Source organism: Amycolatopsis sp. NPDC104587, from assembly GCF_055583645.1.
This window is the reverse complement of sequence record NZ_JBVJNO010000006.1, coordinates 523979-549766: the sequence shown is the minus strand read 5'-3', so window position 1 is coordinate 549766 and position 25788 is coordinate 523979. Positions and strand designations below refer to the sequence as shown.

The 25788-nt window shown below is 72.8% G+C and carries 28 protein-coding genes; 16 read left to right on the top strand and 12 right to left on the bottom strand.

Features of this window, described 5'->3' with window-relative positions; genetic code table 11:
- Nucleotides 1–228: 228 nt before the first annotated feature.
- Nucleotides 229–1281: a chitinase gene (locus ACZ61C_RS21555; RefSeq protein ID WP_465309295.1), complete on the top strand. Its 1053-nt coding sequence runs from the start codon at nucleotides 229–231 to the stop codon at nucleotides 1279–1281.
- On the opposite strand, the gene ACZ61C_RS21550 is transcribed toward ACZ61C_RS21555, so the two are convergent.
- Complete coding sequence (locus tag ACZ61C_RS21550) at nucleotides 1278–2078, bottom strand: DUF3152 domain-containing protein (RefSeq protein WP_465309293.1); 801 nt, start codon at nucleotides 2076–2078, stop codon at nucleotides 1278–1280. The two genes, ACZ61C_RS21555 and ACZ61C_RS21550, sit on opposite strands and share 4 nt — an antisense overlap.
- 119 nt (nucleotides 2079–2197) lie before the next feature.
- On the bottom strand, nucleotides 2198–3256 hold the full coding sequence (gene dapE / locus ACZ61C_RS21545) for a succinyl-diaminopimelate desuccinylase (RefSeq protein ID WP_465309291.1): 1059 nt from the start codon (nucleotides 3254–3256) through the stop codon (nucleotides 2198–2200).
- 35 nt (nucleotides 3257–3291) lie between these two features.
- Between dapE and ACZ61C_RS21540 the strand changes: the two genes are divergently transcribed.
- The 3 genes from ACZ61C_RS21540 to ACZ61C_RS21530 are packed head-to-tail and all read left to right on the top strand — an operon-like array spanning nucleotide 3292 to nucleotide 5717.
- Nucleotides 3292–3720, top strand: coding sequence for a hypothetical protein (locus ACZ61C_RS21540; RefSeq protein WP_465309289.1), 429 nt, complete (start codon nucleotides 3292–3294; stop codon nucleotides 3718–3720).
- A 28-nt stretch (nucleotides 3721–3748) separates the two neighbouring features.
- Nucleotides 3749–4732, top strand: coding sequence for a 2,3,4,5-tetrahydropyridine-2,6-dicarboxylate N-succinyltransferase (gene dapD, locus ACZ61C_RS21535; RefSeq protein WP_465309287.1), 984 nt, complete (start codon nucleotides 3749–3751; stop codon nucleotides 4730–4732).
- 46 nt (nucleotides 4733–4778) lie between these two features.
- A complete protein-coding gene (locus ACZ61C_RS21530) occupies nucleotides 4779–5717 on the top strand; it encodes a CHAD domain-containing protein (RefSeq protein WP_465309285.1) in 939 nt (312 codons plus the stop codon).
- Between the two features lie 75 nt (nucleotides 5718–5792).
- Here ACZ61C_RS21530 and ACZ61C_RS21525 read toward each other — a convergent pair whose 3' ends face one another.
- Nucleotides 5793–7196: an FAD-dependent monooxygenase gene (locus ACZ61C_RS21525; protein WP_465309283.1), complete on the bottom strand. Its 1404-nt coding sequence runs from the start codon at nucleotides 7194–7196 to the stop codon at nucleotides 5793–5795.
- A 44-nt stretch (nucleotides 7197–7240) separates the two neighbouring features.
- Here ACZ61C_RS21525 and ACZ61C_RS21520 point away from each other — a divergent pair, with 44 nt between their 5' ends.
- A complete protein-coding gene (locus ACZ61C_RS21520) occupies nucleotides 7241–7888 on the top strand; it encodes a TetR/AcrR family transcriptional regulator (RefSeq protein ID WP_465309281.1) in 648 nt (215 codons plus the stop codon).
- On the opposite strand, the gene dapC is transcribed toward ACZ61C_RS21520, so the two are convergent.
- From dapC to ACZ61C_RS21505, 3 genes are all read right to left on the bottom strand, one after another.
- Nucleotides 7885–8976 carry a succinyldiaminopimelate transaminase gene (gene dapC, locus ACZ61C_RS21515; protein ID WP_465309279.1) on the bottom strand — a complete coding sequence of 364 codons (1092 nt, stop codon included), beginning with the start codon at nucleotides 8974–8976 and terminating at the stop codon, nucleotides 7885–7887. The two genes, ACZ61C_RS21520 and dapC, sit on opposite strands and share 4 nt — an antisense overlap.
- Nucleotides 8973–9293, bottom strand: a complete 321-nt coding sequence (fdxA, locus tag ACZ61C_RS21510; protein WP_086680320.1) for a ferredoxin — start codon at nucleotides 9291–9293, stop codon at nucleotides 8973–8975. Before fdxA ends, dapC begins: the two co-directional genes overlap by 4 nt.
- A 113-nt stretch (nucleotides 9294–9406) precedes the next feature.
- Nucleotides 9407–9580 (bottom strand): hypothetical protein, encoded by a 174-nt coding sequence (locus ACZ61C_RS21505; protein ID WP_465309277.1) that lies wholly within the window; start codon nucleotides 9578–9580, stop codon nucleotides 9407–9409.
- Nucleotides 9581–9638: 58 nt separating this feature from the next.
- Here ACZ61C_RS21505 and ACZ61C_RS21500 point away from each other — a divergent pair, with 58 nt between their 5' ends.
- Genes ACZ61C_RS21500 through ACZ61C_RS21470 form a run of 7 tightly spaced genes read left to right on the top strand, consistent with a single transcriptional unit; the run spans nucleotide 9639 to nucleotide 14510 of the window.
- Nucleotides 9639–10418 (top strand): GNAT family N-acetyltransferase, encoded by a 780-nt coding sequence (locus tag ACZ61C_RS21500; RefSeq protein ID WP_465309275.1) that lies wholly within the window; start codon nucleotides 9639–9641, stop codon nucleotides 10416–10418.
- Nucleotides 10415–11404 (top strand): 2-phospho-L-lactate transferase, encoded by a 990-nt coding sequence (cofD, locus tag ACZ61C_RS21495; RefSeq protein WP_465309273.1) that lies wholly within the window; start codon nucleotides 10415–10417, stop codon nucleotides 11402–11404. Before ACZ61C_RS21500 ends, cofD begins: the two co-directional genes overlap by 4 nt.
- On the top strand, nucleotides 11340–12734 hold the full coding sequence (locus tag ACZ61C_RS21490) for a coenzyme F420-0:L-glutamate ligase (RefSeq protein WP_465309271.1): 1395 nt from the start codon (nucleotides 11340–11342) through the stop codon (nucleotides 12732–12734). The genes cofD and ACZ61C_RS21490 overlap by 65 nt, the downstream gene beginning before the upstream one ends.
- On the top strand, nucleotides 12731–13276 hold the full coding sequence (locus ACZ61C_RS21485) for an NUDIX hydrolase (RefSeq protein ID WP_465309269.1): 546 nt from the start codon (nucleotides 12731–12733) through the stop codon (nucleotides 13274–13276). The genes ACZ61C_RS21490 and ACZ61C_RS21485 overlap by 4 nt, the downstream gene beginning before the upstream one ends.
- 27 nt (nucleotides 13277–13303) lie before the next feature.
- Nucleotides 13304–13843, top strand: coding sequence for a hypothetical protein (locus tag ACZ61C_RS21480; RefSeq protein WP_465309267.1), 540 nt, complete (start codon nucleotides 13304–13306; stop codon nucleotides 13841–13843).
- On the top strand, nucleotides 13840–14211 hold the full coding sequence (locus tag ACZ61C_RS21475; protein ID WP_465309265.1) for a GntR family transcriptional regulator: 372 nt from the start codon (nucleotides 13840–13842) through the stop codon (nucleotides 14209–14211). Before ACZ61C_RS21480 ends, ACZ61C_RS21475 begins: the two co-directional genes overlap by 4 nt.
- A complete protein-coding gene (locus tag ACZ61C_RS21470) occupies nucleotides 14208–14510 on the top strand; it encodes a hypothetical protein (protein WP_465309263.1) in 303 nt (100 codons plus the stop codon). The genes ACZ61C_RS21475 and ACZ61C_RS21470 overlap by 4 nt, the downstream gene beginning before the upstream one ends.
- A gap of 10 nt (nucleotides 14511–14520) precedes the next feature.
- On the opposite strand, the gene ACZ61C_RS21465 is transcribed toward ACZ61C_RS21470, so the two are convergent.
- Both ACZ61C_RS21465 and manB read right to left on the bottom strand, forming a co-directional pair.
- A complete protein-coding gene (locus tag ACZ61C_RS21465) occupies nucleotides 14521–15417 on the bottom strand; it encodes a DNA-3-methyladenine glycosylase family protein (RefSeq protein ID WP_465309261.1) in 897 nt (298 codons plus the stop codon).
- 3 nt (nucleotides 15418–15420) lie between these two features.
- On the bottom strand, nucleotides 15421–16500 hold the full coding sequence (gene manB / locus ACZ61C_RS21460) for a mannose-1-phosphate guanylyltransferase (RefSeq protein WP_465309259.1): 1080 nt from the start codon (nucleotides 16498–16500) through the stop codon (nucleotides 15421–15423).
- A gap of 142 nt (nucleotides 16501–16642) precedes the next feature.
- On the opposite strand from manB, the gene ACZ61C_RS21455 reads away from it, so the two are divergent.
- Nucleotides 16643–17116, top strand: coding sequence for a hypothetical protein (locus tag ACZ61C_RS21455; protein WP_465309257.1), 474 nt, complete (start codon nucleotides 16643–16645; stop codon nucleotides 17114–17116).
- Here the strand turns inward: ACZ61C_RS21455 and ACZ61C_RS21450 are convergent.
- From ACZ61C_RS21450 to ACZ61C_RS21440, 3 genes are all read right to left on the bottom strand, one after another.
- Nucleotides 17113–17976, bottom strand: a complete 864-nt coding sequence (locus ACZ61C_RS21450) for a glycosyltransferase family 2 protein (protein ID WP_465309255.1) — start codon at nucleotides 17974–17976, stop codon at nucleotides 17113–17115. The two genes, ACZ61C_RS21455 and ACZ61C_RS21450, sit on opposite strands and share 4 nt — an antisense overlap.
- 75 nt (nucleotides 17977–18051) lie before the next feature.
- The gene (locus ACZ61C_RS21445; protein ID WP_465309253.1) at nucleotides 18052–19200 is read right to left on the bottom strand and encodes a glycosyltransferase family 4 protein; all 1149 of its coding nucleotides are present in this window, start codon (nucleotides 19198–19200) and stop codon (nucleotides 18052–18054) included.
- A gap of 53 nt (nucleotides 19201–19253) precedes the next feature.
- Complete coding sequence (locus tag ACZ61C_RS21440) at nucleotides 19254–20330, bottom strand: glycosyltransferase family 4 protein (RefSeq protein ID WP_465309251.1); 1077 nt, start codon at nucleotides 20328–20330, stop codon at nucleotides 19254–19256.
- Nucleotides 20331–20339: 9 nt separating this feature from the next.
- On the opposite strand from ACZ61C_RS21440, the gene ACZ61C_RS21435 reads away from it, so the two are divergent.
- The 3 genes from ACZ61C_RS21435 to ACZ61C_RS21425 are packed head-to-tail and all read left to right on the top strand — an operon-like array spanning nucleotide 20340 to nucleotide 24895.
- Nucleotides 20340–21275, top strand: coding sequence for a glycosyltransferase family 2 protein (locus ACZ61C_RS21435; RefSeq protein ID WP_465309249.1), 936 nt, complete (start codon nucleotides 20340–20342; stop codon nucleotides 21273–21275).
- Between the two features lie 34 nt (nucleotides 21276–21309).
- Nucleotides 21310–23817 carry a glycosyltransferase gene (locus ACZ61C_RS21430; protein ID WP_465309247.1) on the top strand — a complete coding sequence of 836 codons (2508 nt, stop codon included), beginning with the start codon at nucleotides 21310–21312 and terminating at the stop codon, nucleotides 23815–23817.
- Nucleotides 23810–24895 (top strand): glycosyltransferase family 4 protein, encoded by a 1086-nt coding sequence (locus ACZ61C_RS21425; RefSeq protein WP_465309245.1) that lies wholly within the window; start codon nucleotides 23810–23812, stop codon nucleotides 24893–24895. The genes ACZ61C_RS21430 and ACZ61C_RS21425 overlap by 8 nt, the downstream gene beginning before the upstream one ends.
- Here ACZ61C_RS21425 and rfbD read toward each other — a convergent pair.
- Nucleotides 24881–25786, bottom strand: a complete 906-nt coding sequence (gene rfbD, locus ACZ61C_RS21420) for a dTDP-4-dehydrorhamnose reductase (protein WP_465309243.1) — start codon at nucleotides 25784–25786, stop codon at nucleotides 24881–24883. The two genes, ACZ61C_RS21425 and rfbD, sit on opposite strands and share 15 nt — an antisense overlap.
- Between the last annotated feature and the right edge of the window lie 2 nt (nucleotides 25787–25788).

Sequence of the window (25788 nt, the reverse complement as noted above, 5' to 3'; positions counted from 1 at the left end):
GGTGGGGGGGTGCGTTCGCCTATGCCGAATTTTGTCCCTTTTCTTTGGTAAGCGGGCCTGTCTACCAAAGGGCGGCCCCTTCCATGAAAACCTCCCCCCCCCAGGTGGGCACTTTCACGTGAAAGTGCCGGTTGTCTAGACCACCCGTTCGTAGGTAGGCAACGAGTCCGGCGCCACTTAAGTTGATCGGACACGCCGCGTTCGCCCTCAACGACGATGGGAATCGGTATGTCCGGTCGCAGAACCCGCTTGTTCGGAACCCTTCTGGCAGCGGCTTTGGCCGTCCCGCTGCTCGTGTCGGCCCCCGCGCAGGGGGCGGTGCAGGCCGACACGTGCGCGGTGAAGTCGCGGCCCACGGGCAAGGTCCTCCAGGGCTACTGGGAGAACTGGGACGGCGCCGCGAACGGCGTCCACCCCGGCATGGGCTGGGTGCCCATCACCGACGCTCGCATGGCCCAGCACGGCTACAACGTCATCAACGCCGCCTTCCCGGTGATCCGGTCCGACGGGACCGTGTTGTGGGAGAACGGGATGGACGCCGGCGTCAAGGTGTCGACGCCCGCCGAGATGTGCGCTGCGAAGGCGGCAGGCGCGACGCTCTTGATGTCGATCGGCGGCGCGGCCGCCGGGATAGACCTGTCCTCCAGCGCCGTGGCCGACAAGTTCGTCGCGACGATCGTGCCTCTGCTGAAGCAGTACAACTTCGACGGGATCGACATCGACATCGAGACCGGCCTCACCGGCAGCGGGAACATCAAGACGCTCTCGGCGTCGCAGTCCAACCTGATCCGGATCATCGACGGCGTGCTCGCGCAGATGCCGTCGAACTTCGGGCTCACGATGGCGCCGGAAACCGCTTACGTGACCGGCGGCAGCATCACGTACGGCTCGATCTGGGGCGCCTACCTGCCGATCATCAAGAAGTACGCCGACAACGGCCGGCTGTGGTGGCTGAACATGCAGTACTACAACGGGTCCATGTACGGCTGCTCCGGCGACTCGTACCAGGCCGGGACCGTTCAGGGCTTCACCGTGCAGACGCAGTGCCTGAACCAGGGCCTGGTCATCCAGGGCACGACGATCCGCGTTCCGTACGACAAGCAGGTCCCGGGTCTGCCCGCGCAGCCCGGCGCGGGCGGCGGGTACATGTCGACGAGCCTGGTTTCCCAGGCGTGGCGGTCGGTTCCGGGGCTCAAGGGCCTGATGGACTGGTCGATCAACTGGGACGGCTCGAAGGGCTGGACCTTCGGCAACAACGTCAAGTCCCTGCAGGGCCGTTAGGAGTCGCCCGCCGGGATCGGGTCGTTGTACTCCCCGGACGGGCCGGCGTACTCGCGCCCGTCCGGGAACGGCCAGGGGTTCGGGACGCAGCCGTGCAGCCCGAGCGTCTGCTGCTCCATCACCGGCGCCGGCCGGCCCGCGCCCGGGCACAGCTCGTGGCCGTGGCCGAGCCGGTGCCCCGTCTCGTGCGTGACCATGTACTGGCGGTACTGCGCGAGCGGCGCGCCGTAGTTCGGGACGGCGTTGGCCCAGCGGGCGATGTTGAGCACGACGTTGCTGCCGTTGCGGCAGGAGGTGTAGCCGTCCGGGGTGCCGCCGCACAGCTTGTCGCGGCTGGCGGGGGTCGCGAGGTAGAGGGTGAAGTCGGCGCTGTCGTCGGGGCCGACCTGCTGCAGCCGCCACTCACCGCCGCCGGTCCAGCCGCGCGGGTCGCCGAGGATGCCGCGGATGTCCTTCGCGAACTCGGCCGGCCCGACGCCGTTGATGTCGGTTTCGAGCGCGATCCGGTACCGCATGAGCCGGCCGCGGGTGCCGGCGACCTGGTCGCTGCCGGGGGTGAACATCCACTGGCCGGACCCGGTCCGCGGAAAGGTGATGGCGACCTCGACCGGCGCGGCCTGCGTCACGGGCTCACGCGCATCGGGCGGCGGCGGCACGGAGGTGGCCTCCCCGATGGCCATGACAACGGGCCCGGCCGCGGGCGCGGCGACGGGCTGCTGCTCACAGGCCGTCACAGCCCCGATCACCGCCACGGCGAGCGCGGCAACGGCCGCGGCCCGTCTCGCGGTTTTGGGCATGGTCCCTCCCGGCTGCACCCCTCACCGGGAGATACGGACAGCGGCCCGGAAAAGTTGCGGTGACGTCCGGTGCCGGAGCGTCACCGCAGCTCAGCGGGTCCGGGTGTGACGACCGCCACTCAGCTCAGGAACTTGCGGAGCACCTCGGCGACCTGCCCGATCTCCGCCGTCCGGACGTTCTCCTGCTGGGTGTGGGCCAGGGTCGGGTCGCCCGGGCCGAAGTTCACCGCCGGCATCCCCAGTGCCGCGAAGCGCGCCACGTCCGTCCAGCCCAGCTTGGCCGCCGCGCGACCGCCCGCTGCCGCCACCAGCTCGGCCGCCGCCGGGGCGGACAAGCCGGGCAGCGCGCCCGGGGAAAGGTCCACAACGGACAGTTCGTACCCCTCGAACACCTCACGCAGGTGCCGTTCCGCCGCCTCCGGCGAACGGTCCGGGGCGAACCGGTGGTTCACCGTCAGGACCGCCGCGTCCGGGACGACGTTGCCAGCCACCCCACCGCCGATCGACGTCGCCTGGAGGCCCTCGCGGTAGGTCAGCCCGTCGATGTCGACGACCCTCGATGTGTACTCCGCCAGCCGGCGCAGGGGCTCGGCCAGCGCGTGGATCGCGTTCTCCCCCATCCACGCCCGCGCCGTGTGCGCGCGCTTGCCGGCCAGCCGCAGCTCGACGCGCATCGTGCCCTGGCAGCCGGCCTCGATCACGGCGTTCGACGGCTCGCCGACGATCGCCAGGTCGCCGGCCAGCCACTCCGGCAGCTCGCGCTCGATGCGGCCGAGGCCGTTCTTGACCGCTTCGACCTCTTCGTTGTCGTAGAACACGAACGTGATGTCGTGCTTGGGCGAAGGCAGCGTCGCCGCGAGGTGCAGGAAGACCGCGTCGCCGCCCTTCATGTCGACCGTGCCCAGGCCGTGGAGCACGTCCCCTTCGCGCCGTGACGGCAGGTTGCCGTTCTCCGGCACCGTGTCCAGGTGCCCGGCGAGCACGACCCGCGACGCGCGGCCCAGGTTCGTCCGCGCGAGGACGGCGTCACCGTTGCGGACGACCTCCAGGTGCGGCGCCTGCTTCTCGAGCGCTTCCTGCACGAGCGTCGCGAGCTCGGCCTCGCTGCCCGAGACGCTGAAGACGTCCACGAGGGCAGCGGTGAGGTCGACGGGGTCCGCGTGCAGGTCGAGGCTCATGCCCGGCACGCTACCGGCAGGGCTACCGTGGGCTTGTGCGTAGGTTCCCGGTCGCCGTCGGCGGCGCGTTGCTGGTCCTGGTCCTGTCCGGCTGCGGCAACGAAGCCGGCCCGACCCCGAAGCAGGGCGGCGAGCCGGGCCCCGACGCGCTCCCCACGAAGCTGGACGCGCTGACCGTCGACCAGTGCTTCGCCAGCCCGCGCACGCAGCTGCCGAAGGGCTGTGAGAAGTACGTCACGGAGATCGGCAACGTCCCGGGCTCGGCCCGCAAGCGCGCGAACGACCGCGATCCGCAGCTGGTCGCCGAAGCCGACAAGCTGGACACGGCCGTCAAGGCGTTCCGCAGCTCGGGCTGCACGACCGTGCCGGACGCGGGCGGGCCGTGCACCCAGGCGCTGGTCGACATCGCCGCCGCCCTTTCGGGGCTGAAGAAGCAGGTGGACGCCCGGCCCACAACGGGCTGACCGGCCCCGCTCGACTACGGTGAGGGCCGTGAGCGAGCAGAGCCCGAACCCCGAAACGACCGGCGCCAGCGGCGTCGGGCTGGCCACCGTCGCGACCGACGGGACGGTCCTCGACACCTGGTACCCGCACCCGAAGCTGACCGAAGGCGGCACCGCCGGCACGCAGCGCCTGAGCGCGGACGAGGCCGAGGAGGTGCTCGGCGAAGCCGCCGCGGGCCTGCTCGGCCCGGACACCGACCGCGGGGTCGAGGTCGTCGCCGTCCGCACCACGATCGGCAAGCTCGCCGACGCGCCGACCGACACGCACGACATGTACCTGCGGCTGCACCTGCTCTCGCACCGGCTGGTCCGCCCGCACGGCCAGAGCCTCGACGGCATGTTCGGCCTGCTGGCCAACGTCGTGTGGACCAACCACGGCCCGTGCCCGGCCGAAGGCTTCGAAGCGACCCGGCTGCGGCTGCGGGCGCGCGGCGCGGTGACCGTCTACAGCGTCGACAAGTTCCCGCGGATGGTCGACTACGTGCTGCCCGCCGGCGTCCGGATCGGTGACGCGGACCGCGTCCGGCTCGGCGCGCACCTGGCCAGCGGCACCACCGTGATGCACGAGGGCTTCGTCAACTTCAACGCCGGCACGCTCGGCGCGTCGATGGTCGAGGGCCGGATCTCGGCGGGTGTCGTGGTCGGCGACGGCTCCGACGTCGGCGGCGGCGCGTCGATCATGGGCACGCTCTCGGGCGGCGGCAAGGAGACGATCTCGCTGGGTGAGCGCTGCCTGATCGGCGCGAACGGCGGCGTCGGGATCTCGCTGGGCGACGACACCGTCGTCGAGGCCGGCCTGTATGTCACGGCGGGCACGAAGGTGGTCGTCGACGGCAAGGTCGTCAAGGCCCGCGAGCTCAACGGCATCTCCGGCGCGGTCTTCCGGCGCAACTCGGGCACCGGCGCGGTCGAGGTCGTGCCGCGGACCGGCAGCGGCGTCGAGCTGAACGCGATGCTGCACGCCAACGACTGAGTGATCGTGGGAGGTACCGCCCGGTAGTTCACCTACTATTCATGAGGTGACCACCGAATCGTTGCCTCGTTTGCCGGTCGAGCTGGGCCTGCCGGAGCTCCCCGTCGTGGCGAGCCCGGCCGATCCGGCGGCGCACCACGTGCGGGCCAAGCTCGACCGGGAGATCCGCGCCCTGCTCGCCTACGAGCCCGGCACCCGCTCGGGTGCGGACCCCGAGGACCTGCACCAGATGCGCGTCGCCCTGCGACGGATGCGCAGCGTGCTCAAGCTGTCCGGCCCGCTGGTCGGCGACGGCGCCGAGCCGGTGCGCGCGGAGCTGGGCTGGCTCGGCCAGTCGCTCGGCGAGGTCCGCGACTACGACGTCCTCATCGGCCACCTGCGTGAGGTCGTCGCCGGCTTCGAGGTCCGTGACCAGGCCGCCGGGCACCGGCTCGTGTCCCGGTTCGTCACCGAGCGCACCGCGGCGAAACGGCGGCTGACGCGGGCCCTGTCCAGTGCCCGCTATTCGACGCTGCTGCGCGAGGTCAGCCTGCTGACCCGGGACCGTTCGGTGGTGGCGGCCGCCGCGGAAGAGCGGCACGACCTGGTCGCCGGGCTGGCGAAGCCGCACCGCAAGCTCGCGAAGGCCGTGCGCGCGCTGCCCGCCGACCCGCCGGACGACGACCTGCACGCCCTGCGCATCCACGGCAAGAAGCTCCGCTACGCCGCCGAGCTCGCGCAGACGTCGGCGAAGAAGAAGCGGGCCAAGCGCATCAAGAAGCTGATCAAGGCGACCCGGGACTTCCAGACGGTGCTCGGCGACCACCAGGACGCGGTGATCGCCGCCGAGCGGATGCGCACGGTGCTCGACACCGCGGACGGCGAGGTCGGCTTCGTCGCCGGCCGGATCGCCGAGCGTGAGCTGGCCCGCCGCGCCGAGGCTCGCGCGGTCTGGCACGACTCTTGGGCCGCGGTCGACGCCGCCGCCCAGGCCCTCCACGCCTGAGCCCGCACTTTCGTCACGAAAGTTGCGCTCTCACCCCCCGGGGGACGGAGCTTTCGCTAGGAAAGTGCGAACTCTTTACATGGACCACACATAGCCGTCGGGGCGGATGAGCACCGTCCGGCCGCCCTCTGCTTCGTAGGCCGTGTATGCGTGGCCGCCGTCGTCGACCAGGTCCGAGCCTGTCGCGACGCTCCCCGCCGGGAGGATCCGGTACCCCTCCGACGGACCGTCGCCGAAGGTCAGCGACGTCGCGTGCGGGCCGCGGAACAGCTCGAACAGCCGGACGCGCTTGCCGTTGGCGTCGGTCAGCGGCGCGTCCGGCGCCCGGTCGCCCGGCTGGAGCGCCCCGGTCGACAAGGGGGACAGCGGGCCGCCGCGGTAGCTGATGTCCAGCTGCTGGGTGTCCTCGCCACGCTTGTGCGCGTCCTCGTCGCCGTCGACGTACTTCTGCATCAGCCCGGTCGAGATCCCGAGCACCCGCGCCGCGTTCGTCCGGCGCTCGGCCTCATAGCTGTCGATCAGCTCGGGTGAACCGTCCGCGAGCTTCCAGCCCAGGTTGTACCCGTCCCCGACGCCGGTGTTCAGGCCTTGGCCGCCGGTCGGCGGGTGGACGTGCGCCGCGTCGCCGGCCAGGAAGACCCGGCCGTCGCGGAAGCGTTCCGCGAGCCGGACGTTCGGCCGCCACACCGTCGACCAGGCCAGGTCGGACAGCTTCACGGTGCCGCCGCTCAGCGCGTCGAGCCGCGCCTGGATGGCGGGCAGCGCGGTCTCCGCCTCCAGCTCGCCGTCCCCGAGCGGCGAGCCGAACTGGAACCACGGCGTGCCCGGCAGCGGGCTGAACATCATGCCGCGCATCGGGTCGTCCGACGCGCCGAACCAGTGCCCGAAGCCGCGGTCGAGGCCTTCGGCGTGGACGTCGCCGAGCAGCATCCGGATCGACTCGTCGGTGGTGCCCTCGAAGGCGATCCCCAGCGCCTTGCGGACGAAGCTCTTGCCGCCGTCGGCCCCGACCAGGTACCCGGCGCGGACGGTCTCGCCCGTGCTCAACGTGGCCGTGACGCCGTCTTCGTCCTGCTCGAAGCCGGTCAGCGCGGTGTTCAGCTCGACGTGCACGCCGAACTCCGCCAGCCGGTCGCGCAGGATGCCCTCGGTCTGCGACTGGCCCAGGAACCAGCCCGTCGGGTACGGCTTGTCCGGCGTCGGCTCGACCGGGTCGAACATCAGCCGCTCGCCGACGACCTCGCCGCCGACGTGGATCCGCATCGGGACCGGCGCGGCCCCCTGCGCCAGCACCGCGTCCAGCACGCCGAGGTCCTCGAAGATCTCGAGCGTCCGCGGCTGGAGCCCGTCGCCGCGCGAGCCCACGAAGAACTCCTCGGCCTTGTCGATGAGCCGCACGGCGACGTCGCGCCGCGCCAGCTCGATGGCCAGCGTCAGCCCGGTCGGCCCCGCCCCCGCGATCAGCACCCGTGTGTCCATCTCGTCCTCCCAGTGAATTAAAATTCAGTGAATCTGGATTCAGAATGGCACTGCTAGCGTCCGGCGTCAAGGAGGTGGCGGTGAACCGCAAGGAGAAGGCCGCGGAGACCGAGGCCGCGCTCAAGGCCGCGGCCAAGCGCGTCTTCGCGCGCAAGGGCTACCTGAACACCAAGATCACGGACATCACGGCGGAAGCCGGCCGGGCCGCGGGGTCGTTCTACAACCACTTCGCGGGCAAGGAGGAGCTGCTCGAGTCGCTCTTGGCCGACCTCGCGGCGTCAGGCGACGAGAGCGCGCTGACCGAGGGGCACCTGTCCGACTTCAGCGACCCGGCGGCGGTGCGCTGGCACGTCGCCCAGTACTGGGACTTCTACAAGGAGCACGCGTCGACGATGCAGGCGCTGCGCCAGGCGTCGATGGTGAACGACGCCTTCGCCCGGACGTTGGCGAGCTTCGGCGCGTCCCAGGGGGCGGACCTCAACGGCCACCTCGCGCACGTGACGGCGGCCGGGATGCGCCTGCCGGCGAGCACGGAGCTGTCGATCGCGATGATGTACCAGCTGGTGGACAGCTTCGCGCAGATGTGGCTGCTCGACCCGCTGCCTGCCGGGTGGACACCCCCGACCGACGAAGAGGCGGTCGAGGCGCTCACCCGGTTCGTCTACCGGGGCTTCACGGGCCGGGACTACTAGGCGCTGAGCCGCTCAACGGCGGCGTCGACCCGCTCGTCCGTCGCGGTCAACGCGACCCGGACGTGCTTGCCGCCCTTCGGGCCGTAGAACGTGCCCGGCGCGACCAGGATGCCCCGCTCGGCCAGCCACTCGAGGGTCACCGAAGAGGCCTCGTCGCGGGTGGCCCACAGGTAGAGTCCCGCCTCCGAGTGGTCGATGCGGAACCCGTTGTCTTGCAACGCCTTCCGCAGCGCCAGCCGACGCCGGTCGTACCGCTCGCGCTGGGCCGTCAACGCCTCGTCGTCGGTCAGGGCGGCGACCATCGCCTCCTGGACCGGGCGCGGCACGATCATGCCCGCGTGCTTGCGGATCTCCAGCAGCTGCGCGACCAGCTTCGGGTCGCCGGTCAGGAACCCGGCGCGGTAGCTGGCCAGGTTCGCCGACTTGGACAGCGAGTGGACGGCGATCAGGCCGTCCGTGCGGCCGCCGCAGACGTCCGGGTGCAGCACCGACAGCGGTTCGGTCTCCCAGCCGAGCGCGAGGTAGCACTCGTCGGAGACCACGACGACGTCGCGCTCGCGGGCCCACTCGACGACCTTGCGCAGGTGCTCGACGGGCAGCACCTTGCCGGTCGGGTTGGACGGCGAGTTCAGCCAGATCATCGCCGGCTTCTGCGGACCGAGCGCGGTCAGGCCGTCGGAGCGCAGGATCGACGCGCCGGCCAGCAGTGCCCCGACCTCGTACGTCGGGTACGCCAGCTCCGGGATGACGACGAGGTCACCCTCGCCGAAGCCGAGCAGCCGCGGCAGCCAGGCCACGGCCTCCTTCGACCCGATCGTCGGGAGCACGGCGTCCGCCTCGAGGCCGGTGACCCCGTGGCGCCGGCCGAGGGCGGCGATGGCCGCCGCGCGCAGGGCCGGGATGCCGTGCGTAGTCGGGTAGCCCGGGATGTCCGACACCGACGCCAGGGCGTCGCGGATCCCGGCCGGGACCGGGTCGACCGGCGTGCCGATCGAGAGGTCGACCACCCCGCCGGGATGCGCCTGCGCCGTGGCCTTGACCTCGGCGAGCGAATCCCAGGGGAAGTCGGGCAGCGCGACCCGGCTCATTCGCCCTGCGGGGGCAGCGCCTTGATGAAGCCCGGGTCGTGCGCGGTCTTGCCCACCTTGGAGGCGCCGCCGGGCGAGCCCAGCTCGTCGAAGAAGTCGACGTTGGCCTTGGTGTAGTCCGACCAGTTGTCCGGGACGTCGTCCTCGTAGTAGATCGCCTCGACCGGGCAGACCGGTTCGCAGGCGCCGCAGTCGACGCACTCGTCCGGGTGGATGTACAGCATCCGCTCGCCCTCGTAGATGCAGTCCACGGGGCACTCGTCGATACACGCCTTGTCGAGCACGTCGACGCAGGGCTCGGCGATCACGTAGGTCACTGCGTACTCCTGCTTTTCTCTGCAAACAGCCAGTCCGTGCCGACATTACGCGGCAGCGGCACCCGATCGGTTGGTGAGGCAACCCTTAGCCATACCCGGGGTACGGCGTGTGTTCACCGCTCCCGGCGGCGCGGGGGCGGCGTGGCCCGGGCGTCACCGGTGATGACGAAGCGCGGCTTGGGGGCGTCTTCTTCGGCCTTCTGCTCCCCCACGGCCCGGTTGAAGCCCTCGGAGATCTCGTCCACGAGCTTCTCGTTGTGCCGCTCGTCCTTGCGCTGGATGCCCACGGCCCGCCTCCTCCGAAATCCGCTCCACGACTTTTGCCGCCTCAGTCACAATCTAGCCGTGAACGCACCCGAAACGCTCGAAATCGCCTGCAGCAGAGCATGGCCGCCCCTGGTCGAGGAATCCTTGGGGGACTGGCGGCTGCGCTGGGCGGACGGGTTCACCGGCCGCGCGAACAGCGCACTCGCCGTCGGCGACCCCGGACGGCCCATTCCGGCGGCGCTCGCCGCGGTGTGTGACTTCGCCCACGATCGGGGGATCCCGCCGATGGTGCAGGTGATCCGCGACAGCCCGAACGAGCGCGCGATCGTCGCCGAAGGCTGGTTCCAGGCGACGCGGCACGCCCGCGGCCACGAGGTCGTCGTCCTGACGGCCCCGCTCGACAAGCCGCACTTTCACGTGAAAGTGCGGCCCCCAGGTGGGCACTTTCACGTGAAAGTGCGGGACGAGCCGACGCCGGAGTGGTGGGCGCTCGTGCTGGGGGCCGATGCCGACTCCGCGGCCGCGCGGAGCGTCCTGACCGGTGGGAAGGTCGGGTACGGCGTCGCGACGCTCGACGGCGCCACCGCCGGCGTCGTCCGGGGCGCGCTGGTCGACGGCTGGCTGCACGTCGGGCGGCTGGAGGTCGCGCCCGCCTTCCGCCGGCGCGGGCTCGCGTCCGCGCTGATGGGCGCCCTGCACACCTGGGGTGCGGAACACGGGGCCGACCACGCGGTGTTGCAGGTCGCGGAGGCCAATTCGGGCGCGCTCGCGCTCTACGCCGGGCTCGGCTACGCCCCGCACCACAGGTACCGGTACTGGGTGGCGACACCCGGCTCGTGCGAGGATTCGACGTCGTGAAGATCGTGGTGATGGTCGGCGGAGTGGGCGGGGCCCGTTTCCTGCTGGGTTTGAAGGCAGCGCTGGGCATGGCGCCGGAAGGGGCGAGCGAGTCGCCGCACGAGGTGACGGCGCTGGTCAACACCGGCGACGACGTCTGGATGCACGGCCTGCGGATCTGCCCGGACCTGGACACCTGCATGTACACGCTGGGTGGCGGGATCGACAAGGAACGCGGCTGGGGGCACTCGGGCGAGACCTGGGTGGTCAAGGAGGAGCTGGCGGCCTACGGCGCCGACCCGGACTGGTTCGGGCTCGGCGACAAGGACATCGCCACCCACCTGATCCGCTCCCGGATGCTGCGCGCGGGGTATCCGCTGTCCGCGGTGACCGAGGCCCTGTGCGACCGCTGGCAGCCCGGCGTCCGGCTGCTGCCGATGTCGGACGACCGCGTCGAGACGCACGTCGTCATCGACGACCCGGAGCAGGACGGCCAGCAGAAGGCCATCCACTTCCAGGAGTGGTGGGTGCGCTACCGCGCCGAGCCGAAGGCGCACTCGATCGTCGCCGTCGGCAACGACGAGGCCAAGGCCGCGCCCGGCGTGCTCGAAGCCGTCAAGGACGCGGACGCGGTGCTGTTCGCGCCGTCGAACCCTGTCGTCTCGGTGGGCACCGTGCTGGGCGTGCCCGGGGTCCGGGACGCGCTGCGCAAGACGTCGGCCGGCGTCGTCGGGGTGTCCCCGATCATCGGCGGCAAGGCGCTGCGCGGGATGGCCGACGCGTGCCTGACCGCGATCGGCGTCGAGACGTCGGCCGAGGCGGTGGGCCGGCACTACGGCTCGCGCAAGGCCGACGGCGTCCTCGACGGCTGGCTGATCGCCGAGGGCGAGACGGCCGACGTGCCGGGCGTGACCGTCCGCGACGTCCCGCTGCTGATGTCCGATGTGGACGCGACCGCGGCGATGGCCCGCGCCGCCCTGGAACTCGCTGGAGCCCCTGTTGACTGACCACGCCTCCGCCAAGCTCGAGATCCTGCCCGTCCCCGGGCTGCCCGAGTTCCGCCCGGGCGACGACCTGACCGGCGCGATCGTCACGGCCGCGCCGTGGCTGCGCTCGGGGGACGTCGTGGTCGTGACCAGCAAGATCGTCTCGAAGGCCGAGGGCAGGCTCGTCCGCGTGCCGACCGATCCCGAGGCCCGGGACGCCGCGCGCCGCGACCTCGTCAAGCAGGAGGCCGTGCGGATCGTCGCGCGGATCGCGCGCACGGTGATCACCGAGAACCGGCTGGGGATCGTCCAGGCGGCGTCCGGGATCGACGCGTCCAATGTGGCCGGTGACGAGGTCGCGCTGCTGCCGGCCGACCCGGACGCTTCGGCGCTGGCCCTGCGCAACGGGCTGCGGGACCGGCTCGGCGTCGAGGTCGCCGTCGTCATCACCGACACCATGGGTCGCGCCTGGCGGGTCGGGCAGACCGACAACGCGATCGGCGCGTCCGGGCTGCGCGTGCTGCACGCCTACCGCGGGACGATCGACGGGCAGGGCAACGAGCTGGCCGTCACCGAGGTCGCGGTCGCCGACGAGCTGGCCTCGGCCGCCGACCTGGTCAAGGGCAAGCTGGGCGGGACGCCGGTGGCGGTCGTCCGCGGTTTGGACCTCGTGGACGACGGCTCGAACGCTCGGTCGCTGATCCGGCCGCTCGAAGAGGACCTCTTCCGGCTGGGCGCCAACGAAGCCATCGCACAGGGCCGCCGGGAGGCCGTGCCGGTCCGGCGGTCGGTGCGGCAGTTCAGCGACGCCCCGGTGTCGCCCATCTCGATGCGGCGGGCCGTCGGCTCGGCGCTGACCGCGCCCGCGCCGCACCACACGCACCCGGTGCGGTTCGTCTGGCTGCGCGACGGCGCGAAGCGCAAGGAACTGCTCGACGCGATGCGTGAGTCGTGGCAGGCCGACCTCGTCGGCGACGAGTTCACCCCGGAGCAGGTCGCGAAGCGGCTCAGCCGCGGGGACATCCTTTACCGGGCCCCGGAAATCGTCATTCCCTTCCTGGTGCCGGACGGCGCGCACACCTACCCCGACGCGCGCCGCAACGACTGCGAGAAGACGATGTTCACCGTCGCCGGCGGGGCCGCGGTGCAGGGCCTGCTGGTCGCGCTGGCGGCCGAAGGCCTCGGTTCGTGCTGGATCGGCTCGACGATCTTCGCCGCCGACATCGTCCGCGACGTCCTCGGCCTGGACGAGCGCTGGCAGCCGCTGGGCTCGGTCGCGATCGGCGTCCCGCTCACCGAGCCGGAGTCGCGGCTCTCCGCCGCGCCGGGGGAAGGGCTGCTGGAGCTGTGACTTTGCACGCCGACGCCGTCACGACGCTGAGCGCGTGGCGGCCTTCGCTCGCTTCTCAGGAGTCCTTACGGCAGGCGTTCCTCGGGTTCCTCGCGGCGCGCGAGGACAGCTGTCAGCGGTCCTGCGCGGCCGGGCACCTGACGGCGTCGGCGGTGCTGCTGGACCACACGGCGACGCAGGTGCTGCTCACGCTGCACCCGCGGGTCGGCCGGTGGCTGCAGCTCGGCGGGCACTGCGAGCCCGAGGACACGACGGTGGCCGAGGCGGCGTTGCGCGAGGCCACCGAGGAGTCCGGGATGACCGGGCTGCGGATCGGGGCCGCGCCGGTGCACCTGGACGTCCACCCGATCACGTGCTCGCTCGGCGTGCCGACGCGCCACTTCGACGTCCGGTACGCGGTGTTCGCGCCGCCGGGGGCTTCGCCGGTGCGCAGCAGCGAGTCCGACGACCTGCGGTGGTGGCCGGTGGACGCGCTCCCGGCGGGTTCGGAAGATCTCGCCGATCTGGTGAAAGCGGCCGTTCCTGTCGGTGCCGGCCACTAGCCTGGACCGCGGACAGGGGAGGAACGGATGGCAACGCAGTTCCTGGAGCGGGTGCACTACCACTCCGGCGGTGGCGGCGGCGACGGTGTGTTCGGCTACATCGTGGTCGGGCTGCTCGTGCTCGCGATCATCGTGTTCGTGATCGTGGTGGCGGTGCGCGTGTCGAAGATGCGCCGCGAAGAGGCGATGAAGAACGGCGGGCAGTTCCCGCAGGCGAACTTCCCGGCGCAGAACTTCCCGCCGCAGCAAGGGTTTGCAGCGGGTGGGGCGGCGCAGGGCGGGGTGTCGCCGGCCGGGTTCCCGGCTTCGCAGCCGGTGCCGCAGGCGGGCTTCGCGCCGGGGTTCCCGCCGTCGCAACCGGTGCCGCAGGCCGGTTTCCCGCAGGCTGGAGCCTCCCCGGCCGGGTTCTCGGCGTCGCAACCGGGGTTCGTACCGGGTTTGGCGCCGCAGCCTGGATTCCCGCAGCAGCAGGGCGGGTACCCGCCCGCGCCGCCGCAGTACTCGCCGACCGCGCCCTATCCGCAGCAGCCGCTGCCCGGTCCGGGAGCGGGTCCGCAGAGCTGGTGACCGTCCCCTTCGACAGCAGCTCGCCGGTGCCGCCCTTCGAGCAGGTCCGGTCCGGGCTCGCGACGCGGATCAACGACCGGAGCCTGGCCGTCGGCACGAAGCTGCCCACCGTCCGGCAGCTCGCGGCCGACCTCGGCATCGCCCCGAACACCGTGGCCCGCGCCTACCGCGAGCTCGAGGAAGCCGGCCTGATCGAGACGCGCGGCCGGGCGGGCAGCTTCGTCGCCGCGTCGGGTGACCAGAGCCGCCGCCGGGCGCAGCAGGCCGCGGCCCGGTACGCGGAGCTCACCCGTAAGCTCGGCCTGGACGACGCCGAGGCGCTGGCCATCGCCCGCGCCGCGCTCGACGAGGGGGAAAGCCGACCGTGAGCCTGATCGTGCTGCTGCTCTGCCTGCTGGTGCTGGCCGGCATCGTGACGGTGGCCGTCGTCGTGATCAAGGCGGCCGCGAAGCCGAAGCCGCAGTACCCGCCGCAGCAGTACCCGGGTTACCCGCAGCAGCCCGGCTATCCCCCGCCGCAGCCCGGTTACACGCCGCAGCAGGGCTACCCCGGCCAGCAGCCCGGCTACCCGCCCCAGCAGCCCGGTTATCCGCCCCAGCAGGGCTACCCCGGCCAGCAGCCGCAGTACCCGCCGAACCAGCAGGGCGGCTACCCGCCGCAGTACTGACCGGCGCGCCTCACATCGCCCGGTACTCGCGCAGCTCGATCCGCGGCCCGAACCGCGGCCGCCGGTGCCCCGCCGCCTCCAGGTACCGCACCGCCCGCTGCCGCTGAGGCGCGTACGGCGCCAGCACCTCCGCCATCCCCGCGTCGTCGACCTTCGTGCCCAGCACGGCGTTCCCGACCATCGACGGGATGTTGTAGTCCCCGAAGCTCACGGCGTCCGGATCGCCCCAGGCCCGCTGGGCGACCTCCGCGGCCGTCCACACGCCGATGCCCGGCACGTGCCGCAGCAGGTGCCGTCCCTCGATGCCCCGCAGCTCGACCGCGCGCTCCAGGTGGTGGGCGACGCGGGCCGCGTTGAGCAACGCCGTCCGCCGCTTGATGTCGACGCCCGCGCGGTGCCAGTGCCAGTCCGGCAGTGACCGCAGCGCCACCGGCGTCGGCGGCACGCGCAGGCGGTCCGGCCCCGGCCCGGGCGCCGGCGCGCCGAAGCGGCGGCACAGCTCGGCCCACGACCGGATCGCCTCCTTGCCGGTCACCTTCTGCTCCAGCACGGCGAGCACCAGCCAGTCCCACACGACGCCGGTCGCGCCGAGCCGCAGGCCGGGGTTCTCCCGCCGGGCCCGCGCGACGACGTCGTGGTGCGCGACGAACTCCGAGTCGTCGTCGTCCGCGCCGAGCAGCCTCGGGACGCCGGTGAGCAGCCGGTCCGCGCCGTCGCCCCAGGCGGCCGCCTCGATCCGGCCGTCGGTGAGCTTGCGCAGCGCCAGGGTGCCCGGGCCGTCCGGGGTGTTCGACGCGAGCCAGGTGATCCCGCGTTCGTCGGTGAGGATGTTGAGCGACCCGCGGCCGCGCTTCAGCGGACCCAGGACCCGGCCCAGGTCGACCTCGAACGCGGGACGCCAGAACATCGGCTACGCGTCGCTCGAGAAGCGCACGGAACCGTCGGGCAGCACGGTGTCGGGCCAGACGCGGGCGCCGTCGAGCAGCTCGCAGCCGGCCCCGACGGACACGCCGTCGCCGAGCACGACCCCGCGCAGCACCGCGCCGGCGCCGACGCGCGCGCCGTGCCCGAGCACCGAACGCTCGACCACCGCGCCTTCGGACACGGCCGCGCCGTCGAACAGCACCGAGCCGTCGACCTTCGCGCCCGAGCCGACGACGGCGGCGACGCCGATGGTCGAACCCCCGCTCAGCTGGGCGTCTTCGGCGACGGAAGCGCCGTCGAGCACCAGGAAGTCGCCGGGCCGGCCGGGCAGCGCCGACGTCGGCGCCACGCCTCGCACCAGGTCGGCGGAGCCCTGCACGAACGCTTCGGGCGTGCCGACGTCGAGCCAGTACGAGGCGTCGACGAACCCCTGGATGTGCGCGCCCTGCTCGAGCAGCCGCGGGAACGTCTCGCGCTCGACCGACACCCGACGCCCGGCCGGGATCGCCTCGATCACCGGACGGCGGAAGACGTAACAGCCGGCGTTGATCTGGTCGGTCGGCGGGTTCGGCGTCTTCTCCAGGAACGCCTGCACCCGCCCGGTCTCGTCGGTCGGCACCGACCCGAACCGGCTCGGGTCCGGGACGCGCTGCAGGTGCAGGGTGACGTCGGCTTCGGACTCGCGGTGCACCTGCAGCTGCGCGCCGAGGTCCGCGCCGGAGATGATGTCGCCGTTGAAGACGATCACGTGGTCGGCGCGCAGCTTGTCGTAGACGTTCCTGATGGCGCCGGCCGTGTCGAGCGGCTCTTCCTCGACGACGTACTCGAGGTCCAGACCGATCGACTTGCCGTCGCCGAAGTACTCCTCGAACACCTCCGCACGATAGCTCGTGCCCAGCACGACGTGCCGGATCCCGGCCTCGCGGATGCGCGAGAACAGGTGGCTGAGGTAGGGCGTCCCGGCTGTCGGGAGCATCGGTTTCGGCGCCGAAAGGGTCAGTGGCCGCAGTCGCGTGCCCTTGCCCCCGACCAGCACGACGGCGTCGATCTCGACCTCGGACGTCACGGAAATCTCCTCCTGTATCACGCACCGCTGAGCGACAAGCCGCGGGAAACCCTGACGGAGGTCGCCCGGAGGGCCTACCCTAGACAGGAAACAGGCGGGCCCCTCCCCAGAGGGCCCCCGGGTCAGTCGGGAGGCCGAGGGGATGGACCCCCGCGATCGGGCGGACGCCCTGCTCGCACGAGCCCAAGCGCGTGGTGTGTTCGTGGTGACGCCGGACAGTGCCATCTCGCCGATGGACGCCTCGAACACGCAGCAGATACCGCGGGCCGCCATCGACGGTCTCGACCGGAGCCAGGACCCGGACACGACCACGCAGCTGCCGGCGTCGTTGATCGAGGAGAACGACCACCCGCTGGCCGGCTCGTCGCCGACCCGCCGGCTGGAGGCCCAGGGCGGCCGCCGTCAGCACACGACGCCGTTGAGCACGCCGACGCCGACCACGCCGATGCCGACCGCGGCGCCGAAGCCGGTCAAGGCTCCGCTGGCCCGCCGGCCCCAGGCCGAGCCGATCACGAGCCCGCTGAAGGAGCCGGACCCGGACGAAACCGGCCTGGTGCCGACGGTGACGCAGACCAACGGCAAGTCCGACTTCTCCCGCCGGCTCGACGGGATCTAGCCCTTCCGGGTCTCCAGCTTCAGCCGCAGGGCGAGGCCGAGCTTCGTCGCGGCCAGCAGCGGCTTCCACAGGAGGCCCTGGTGGCGGTCGGCGAGGAAGCGGTAAGCGCTCTCGTGGTGGACCGCGAGCATCTTCTTCGACGCCTGCGACGTCGAGTGCCCGCCGACGTGCATGACCCCGGCCGAGGGCGTGTAGACGTTCAGCCAGCCCGCCTTCGCCAGCCGGTCACCGAGGTCGACGTCCTCGAAGTACATGAAGTAGCGCGAGTCGAAGCCGCCGACGGAGTCGAACGCCTCGCGGCGCATGAGCAGGCACGAGCCGGACAGCCAGCCGGCGACGCGCTCGGTGGGCGTGCCGGTCTCCTGCCGGTACTGCTTGGTCCAGGGGTTGGCGGGCCAGATCTTGCCGAGGGCGGCGTGCCCGATGCCCCGCCCGAAGGACGGCACCAGCCGCGCCGACGGGTAGACGGTGCCGTCGAGGTCGTGGATCAGCGGCCCGAAGGCGCCCCCGCGCGGCCACCGCTTCGCGGCGTCGAGCAGCGTGTCGATCGTCCCCGGCTCCCACTCCAGGTCCGGGTTCGAGATGACGATCCAGCCGTACCGGTCGTCCAGCTCGGCGACGCCCCGGTTGCAGCCGGTCCCGTAACCGACGTTCTCGCCGATGTTCAGCAGGTGCACGTTCTCGCGCTTCGCGGCCTTCTCGGGAGCGCCATCGGTGGACACGGTGTCCGCGACGACGACCTGGACATCACGCTCGGTGGCCTTCTCGAGCGTGTCGAGGAACCGCTCGAGGGTCTCGCCGGAGAAGTAGGTGACGGTCACGACGCCGAGTTCGTCGCCGTAACGGGAGTGATCGGTCATCGGGCCATTGTCCCCTCGTGACGCTGCGCGGTCCCGCCGCCCCGGCCCGAGAGCACGCTGGAAGAAGTAGGAAGATCAGCGGGTTCGGAGGTGGCGCGACCAAGCTTTGGCGTACGCCTCCCGGTGCCGTTCCGCGGTCGTCGCCCACGAGAACTCCTTCGCGCGCTGCTGGGCCGCCGTGGCCAGCTCTGCCCGGCGGCCCGGGTCGGCCAGGAGCTCACTGATCGCCGCCGCGACGTCGCCCGCGCCCACTCCGCAGTACGCCACCGCGTCGCCGCCCACCTCCGGCAGTGACAGCCGTCGCGTGGTCAGGACGCACGCTCCGCACGCCATCGCCTCCAGGACCGGAAGGCCGAAACCCTCGCCCAGGGACGGGTACGCCACCAGTTCTGCGCCGCCGAGGAACCCCGCGAGCGTCCCGAACGGCAGGTAACCCGCGCGGATCACGCGCAGCCGGTGCGGGACCGCGTCCAGGGCCCGCTCCACCTGCGTGTCCCAGCCCGGCTGGCCGGCCAGCACCAACGCCGGCGCGTCACGGCGGCCGGTGACCGCGCGGGCGAAACCGCGGATCAGCGCCGGGACGTTCTTGCGCGGCTCGAGCGCGCCGAGGAACGCCACGTACGGCGTCCGGCCCAGTCCGACGGCCGCCCGGGCCGCCGCGACTTCCGAGGGTGACGGCGGGTGGAACCGCTCGCTGTCGACGCCGTGGTGAATCACTTCCAGGGAAGCGTGCCGGACCGGGCCGACGCGGGCCAGCTCCGCCGCGGTCGCCGCCGACGGCACCACGCACAGCGTCGCGCGGCGCAGGGCCGTCGCCGTCCACGCGCGGAAGAAGCGGGCTTTGACCGACGAGTGCAGCACGGCGTCGGTGAAGAACGTCGCGTCGTGCAGCGTGACCACCGACGCGGCCGACGTCGTCAGCGGCATCGTGTAGTGCGGCGAGTGGACGACGTCGGCGCCCAGGCGGCGCACCAGCCGCGGCAGGGTCGCCTGTTCCCAGGTCAGCCGCGCGGTGCGGGTGGTCGTCGTCGGCGACGCCGGCACGACGCGCGAGCGCGGCGCCAGCCGATCGTAAAGCGGCAGGTCCCGGGGCTGGCAGACGACGGTGATGCGCGCCCCGTCCGCGTCGAGCGCGGCGACGAGCGAGTCCACGTACCGGCCGACCCCGCCGCGGTCCGCGGGCACCGCGGTCGCGTCGATCAGGACCCGGGGATCATCGCTCACCCCTGCAGGGTACGGCGGTGACCCGGTGTCATGGTGGGGAACTGGCAAACCGGTCAGTGAGGCGCCCGCCGGTGGATCGCCCAGACGGCTTCCGCCGCGCGACGCCAGGTGAACGCCTTCGCGCGGTCGCGCCCCGAACGGGTGAGCTTGGCCGCCACCGTCGGTGACTCCAGCACCTCCCGCAACCCCGCGGCCAGGGCCACCGCGTCGCCGCGGGGCACCGTGATCCCGGCGCCGCCGGCCACCTCGACCAGCGCCGGGACGTCGGTGTGCACCACCGGGACGCCGGCCGCCATCGCCTCGAGCAGGCCCATCCCGAAGCCCTCGGCGAGGCTCGGCACGGCCAGCACGCTCGCCCCCCGCAGCGCGGTCGCCAGCTCGGCGTCCGTCACCTTCCCCAGCACCCGCAGCCGCTCCGGGGGAAGGCCGCGGTCAAGAGCCAGCGCGGCCGGGTCGACGCCGCCCCAGCCCGGCTGCCCGGCGACCACCAGTGCCACGCCGTCGAGCGCCGCGACCGCGTCCACCAGCACGTCGATCCCCTTGCGCGGCTCGATCGTGCCGACCGCGAGCACGTACTCCGAAGGCAGGTCCAGCTCAGCCGAGCCCGACGGCACCCGCACGCCGTGCGGCACCACGCGCACCGGGACGTCGACGTCGACCAGCACCGCCAGCTCGTCCGCGACCGCCCGCGTCGGCACCACCAGCCCGGACGCGCGGCGCGCGGCGCGCGCGATCATCGACCGGTGCCAGCTGACCCCGCGCGCGGTGAGCGTCTCGGGGTGGGTCCACGGCACGGTGTCGTGCACGGTCACGCTCAGCGTGCGCCCGGCCGGCGCCCGCGGCGGCGCGAACGGCGTCGGCGCGTGCACCGCGTCGCCGCCCGGCCACCAGGGGATCCCCAGCTGCCAAGCGCTGACCAGCACCCGCGGCGGGTACCGCAGCACCCGCGGGCCGTCGACGCCGTCGAGCCGGGCCGCGGCCACGTCGGCGTGCCGCGCGACGGCGCTGGACACGGTCCAGCCCGGCGGCGCGGTCTTCGCGAGCGCGGGCAGCAGCTCGGCCGTGTAGCGCCCGGTGCCACCGGGCACGGGCGCGAGGAGCTGCTCGGCGAGCACGACCAGTTCGGGCACGCGGCTATTGTGCGGGACGTGACCGCGAATCCCGCCACCACGGTGGTAGTCGTGACCTGGCGGGGCGCCGGGCACGTCACCGCCTGCCTCGACGCGCTCGCCGCGCAGACGCGTCCACATCGGACGATCGTGGTGGACAACGCCTCCGACGACGGCACCGCCGCCCTGCTCGCGGCCCATCCTTCGCACCCGGAGGTGCTGCGGCTCCCCCGCAACGCCGGCTACGCGGGCGCGCTCGCCGTCGCCGCGAAGAGCGTCGGGACGCCGTTGCTGGCGTGGCTGAACGACGACGCCGAGCCCGAGCCGGAGTGGCTCGCCACGCTGGAAGACACCCTGGACAAGGCCCCCTTGGCCGCCGCGGCGACGGCGTTGCTCGTGCGGCCCGACGGCAGCACGCAGTCCGCCGGGGTCCGGCTGACCGCCGACGGCCACGGCGCCGACCTCACCGAGCCCACGGACGAGGTGTTCGCCTTCTGCGGCGGCGCCGCCCTGCTGCGCGCCGACGCCCTGCGCGACGTCGGCGGCGTCCCCGCCGGGTTCTTCTGCTACTACGAGGACACCGACACCGCGTGGCGGCTGCGGCTGGCCGGGTGGGACGTCGTCGCGGCCCCGGACGCCCGCGTCCGGCACGCCCACGGCGCCAGCAGCAAGCCCGGCTCGCCGGAGTTCCACCGCTGGAACGAGCGCAACCGGCTGCTCATGCTGCTGCGCTGCGCGCCCCGCGAAGTCGCGGTGAACCAGCTGGTCAGGTTCGCCGTGTTGACGGTGGTGCTGCCGCTGCGCCCGGGTCGTCCGGCCGCGGCGAACTTCCGGTTCGGCCTGCGTTGCCGGGTGCTCGCCGAGGTCGTCGCGCGGACACCTGCGGCGTTGCGGGCGCGGCGCGAGATCGGCCGCCGGGCGGCGCTGGGCCGAGGCGCGGTCTGGGAGGCATGGGCAGGCCTTTAAGCTTTGCGGACGACCCGACGACGAGGAGCTGGCTTTGGCGCAGGGGGAACCGCAACCGCTCGTCTCGGTGATCGTGGTGAACTACCACGGGGCCGAAGACACGATCACCTGCCTGCGCGCGCTCGCCGAGCACGACTACGCCGAGCTCGAGCTGATCTGCGTCGACAACTCTTCCGGAGACGAAGCCGCGCGCATCCGCGAGGCCGTCCCGCAGGCCCGCGTGATCGAGGCCGGCCGCAACACCGGGTTCGCCGGTGGCTGCAACCTCGGCGCGAGCCACGCGAAGGGCACCGTCCTCGGCTTCCTCAACAACGACGCCCGCCCGGCGCCCGGCTGGGTCTCCGCCGCGGTCGCCGAGCTGCGCGCGCAGCCCCGCGTCGCCGCCGTGGCCAGCAAGGTCCTCGACTGGGACGGCACCGGCACCGACTTCGTCGACGGCGGCCTGACCTGGTTCGGCATGGGTTACAAGCGCCACGCGGGCAGCCCGCTGGCCGACGTCCCGGCCGCCGAGCACGAGGTCGCTAAGGACGTCCTGTTCGGCACCGGCTCGGCGATGTTCGTGCGGGCTTCGGTGTTCGCCGAGCTCGGCGGCTTCGACGAGCGGTTCTTCATGTTCTACGAGGACGTCGACCTCGGCTGGCGGCTCACCCTGCGCGGCTGGCGCGTCCGGTACGTGCCGGAGTCGCTCACCTACCACCGCCACCACGGCACGATGTCCTCGGTCGACGCGCCGGAGACCGGCCGCGAGACGTTCCTGCTGGAGCGCAACGCCCTGGCCGCGCTCTACAAGAACCTCTCCGACGAGACGCTCGCCCGCGCGCTGCCGGCCGCGCTCGCCCTGGCCGTCCGCCGGGCCACCGCCCGCGGTGAGCTGGACGCGACCCAGCTGGACCTCGAACAGGGCGTCGGCCCGATCGAGTCCGGCGACGTCGCGATCCCGCGGACCACGCTGGCCGGGCTGCTCGCCATCGACCAGTTCGTCGAGCAGCTGCCGTCTCTCGCGGCCTCCCGCGCGGTCGAGCAGGCCGCCCGCGTCCGCACCGACGCCGACCTGCTTCCCTTGCTGCGCAAGGCGTTGGAGCCCGCCTACCCGCTGCCGCGCTACCTCGCCGCGCACGACATCCTCGTCGAGGCGTTCGGCATCGAAAAGGCGTTCGGGCAGCGTCGCCGGATCCTGGTGATCACCGGCGACGCGCTCACCGAGCGGATGGCCGGCCCGGCGATCCGCGCCTGGAACATCGCGCTGGCGCTGTCCGCCGAGCACGACGTCCACCTCGTCACGACCAACCCCCTCGCGACACCGCCGCCCGCGCCGTTCCGCGTCAGCGCGGGCAAGCACCGCGAGCTGGAGGCGCCGGTCGCCTGGGCCGACATCGTCGTGCTGCAGGGTCACGTCCTCGAGCTGGCGCCGTCGCTGAAGAAGGAGCACAGCGGCAAGATCGTCGTCGCCGACCTCTACGACCCGATGCACCTCGAGCTGCTGGAGCAGGGCAAGGGCGTCGCCGACGACAAGCGCGCGGCCGACCTCGCCGGCGTCACGAAGGTGCTCGACGCGCAGCTCGAACGCGGGGACTTCTTCCTCTGCGCGTCCGAACGGCAGCGGCACTTCTGGCTCGGGCACCTGGCCGCGATGGGCCGGCTCTCGCCGCGGCTCTACGACGCCGACCCGACCACGCAGTCGCTGCTCGCGGTCGTCCCCTTCGGACTGTCGCCGGAGGCGCCCACGCGGACCGGGCCGGGCCTGCGGTCGTCGCTCGGCATCGGCGGCACCGACCACGTCGTGCTCTGGGCGGGCGGGGTGTACAGCTGGTTCGACCCGCTGACGCTCGTGCGCGCGATCGACGAGCTGCGCCGCCGCCGCGGTGACGTCCGGCTGGTGTTCCTCGGGATGAAGCACCCGAACCCCGAGGTCGCCGAGATGGACATCGGCGCGCGGACGATCCGGCTGGCCGACTCGCTGGGCCTGACGGGCAAGCACGTCTACTTCAACGAACAGTGGGTGCCCTACCACGAGCGCCAGAACTGGCTGCTGGACGCGAACTGCGGCGTGACCACGCACTACGAGCACGTCGAGACGACGTTCGCGTTCCGCACCCGGGTGCTGGACTACCTGTGGGCCGGGCTGCCGATCGTCACCACCGACGGGGACGCCTTCGCCGACCTGGTGCGGGCGGAGAAGCTCGGGGTGGTCGTCCCGGCGGAGGACGCTTCCGCGTTGGCGGACGCGCTCGAGAAGTCCTTGTACGACGAGGAGTTCGCCGCGGGCTGCGTCGAGCGGATCGCCGTCGTCGCGCAGCGGTTCGCGTGGCCCGAAGCGCTGAAGCCGCTGGTGGAGTTCTGCCGCGACCCGCGGCCGGCGGCCGACCGGCTGCCCGGGTCGGCCGACCTGACGACCACACCGGCGGTGCGCGGCCGGGCGATGCTGCGCCGCGACGCCGACCTGATCCGCGAGTACCTCAACGCGGGCGGGCCGCGTGAGCTGGCGCGGCGCGTCGGTGGCCGGGCGATCAAGGTCGCGAAGCAACGGCTCCGCCGTGGCTAGGTCGCTGCGGGTCCTCCTGGACGGCACTCCGCTGCTCGGCGCGCGCACCGGCATCGGCCGGTACACGGCGGCGCTGAGCGAAGAGCTGGTGTCGATCCCCGAGGTGGACACGCGCGCGGTGGCGTTCACGCTGCGCGGCTGGCGGCGCCTGCGGCACGTGCTCCCGTACGGCGCGCGGGCCCGCGGGATCCCGGTGGCCGCCCGGCTGCTGCGGCGGGCGTGGCTGCGCTCGGACTTCCCGCCGGTGGAGCTGTTCGCCGGCCCGGCCGACGTCGTGCACGGCACGAACTTCGTGCTGCCCGGCCGGTTCCGCGCCGCCGGCGTCGTGACGATCCACGATCTGGCCTTTTTGGACAATCCCGAGGAGCTCGCGCCGAGCGACCGCGGCCTGCCGGAGCTGGTCCGCCGCGGCGCCCACCGCGCGGACGTGATCTGCACGCCGACGGCCGCGGTGGCCGACTCGGTGGCGGAGCGCCTCGACGTCTCACGCGACAAGATCGTGGTGACGCCGCTGGGCGTGAACCCGGCGTGGTTCACCGCGCGGCCCCCGGACGACGAGCGGCGCGCCCGGCTGGGCCTGCCCGCCCGGTACCTGCTGTTCGCGGGCGCGGCCGGCCCGCGCAAGGGCCTGGACTGGCTGACCCGCGCCCACGACGCGGCGCCCGACCTCCCGGACCTGGTGTTCGCCGGCCCGGGCCCGTTCCCCCGCGGCGCCCGGCTGAGCCGGACCGGCTATCTGTCCGATGTGGACCTGCGCACGGTGGTCGCGGGCGCGTCGGCGCTGGTGCTGCCCTCGCGTGACGAGGGGTTCGGGCTGCCGGTGCTGGAGGCGATGGCTTCGGACGTCCCGGTGGTCTGCACGGACATCCCGGCCCTGCGCGAGGTTTCGGGTGACTGCGCGAGCCTGGTCCCCTACGGCGACGTCGACGGCCTGGCCGAGGCGTTGCGCATGGCGGTGACCGACCCGCACGCGGTGGCGACGTCGGCCGCCCGCCGAGCCCAGGCGGCGAACTTCACGTGGCGCACGTGCGCCGAACTGACGGTCGGCGCCTACCGGCTGGCCTCAGGCCGGCACTGACTCGGCCGCGAAGTAGGCGTCCAACGCCTCTTCCCACGGCCGCATCGGCGTCAGCCAGGCTTCTTTCCACGAGGCCGGCGACAGCACCGAGTAAGCCGGACGTTCCGCGGGCCGCGGGAACTCCTCCGTCGTGCACGGCTTCACCCGCGACGGGTCCGCACCCAGCCGTGCGAAGATCGCCCGCGCGAAGCCGTACCAGCTCACCGAACCCGCGTTCGTGCAGTGCAGGATGCGCCGCTCGGGACCGTCGCCCGCGGCCACACGACCGGCCAGCTCCAGCAGCCCCGCCGCCAGGTCGGCCGTCCACGTGGGACCGCCGAGCTGGTCGTCCACAACGGACAGCTCGTCGCGTGCGGACTCCAGCTTCGCCATCGTCTTCACGAAGTTCGACCCCGACCGCCCGTACAGCCAGCCGGTGCGCACCACCCACGACGACGCGCCCGAGCCGAGCACCGCGTCCTCGCCCGCCGCTTTTGTGCGGCCGTACGCGCTCCGCGGGCCGAGCTCGTCGGAAGGCTCGTAAGGAGAAGACGCGTCACCCGAAAAGACGTAGTCCGTCGACACGTGGATCAGCGGGACCCGGCGGGCCGCGCAGGCCGCCGCGAGCACCCGCGGGCCGTCGGCGTTGACCGCGAACGCCCGTTCCTCGTCCTGCTCCGCCGCGTCGACCGCCGTGTAGGCCGCCGCGTTGACGACCACCGGCGCCGAACCCGCTTCCCGCGCCCGGTCGGCCAGCGCGCCGACCGCCGCCAGCACCTGGCCCGTCTGCGTCACGTCCAGCTCCGCCGAACCGGGCGCGACGACGTCGAGGTCACCCCCGGCCGCGGCGGCGAGATCCCGCCCGAGCTGTCCGGAACCACCGGGCACGAGCACCGTCAGCCGCACCGCCACAT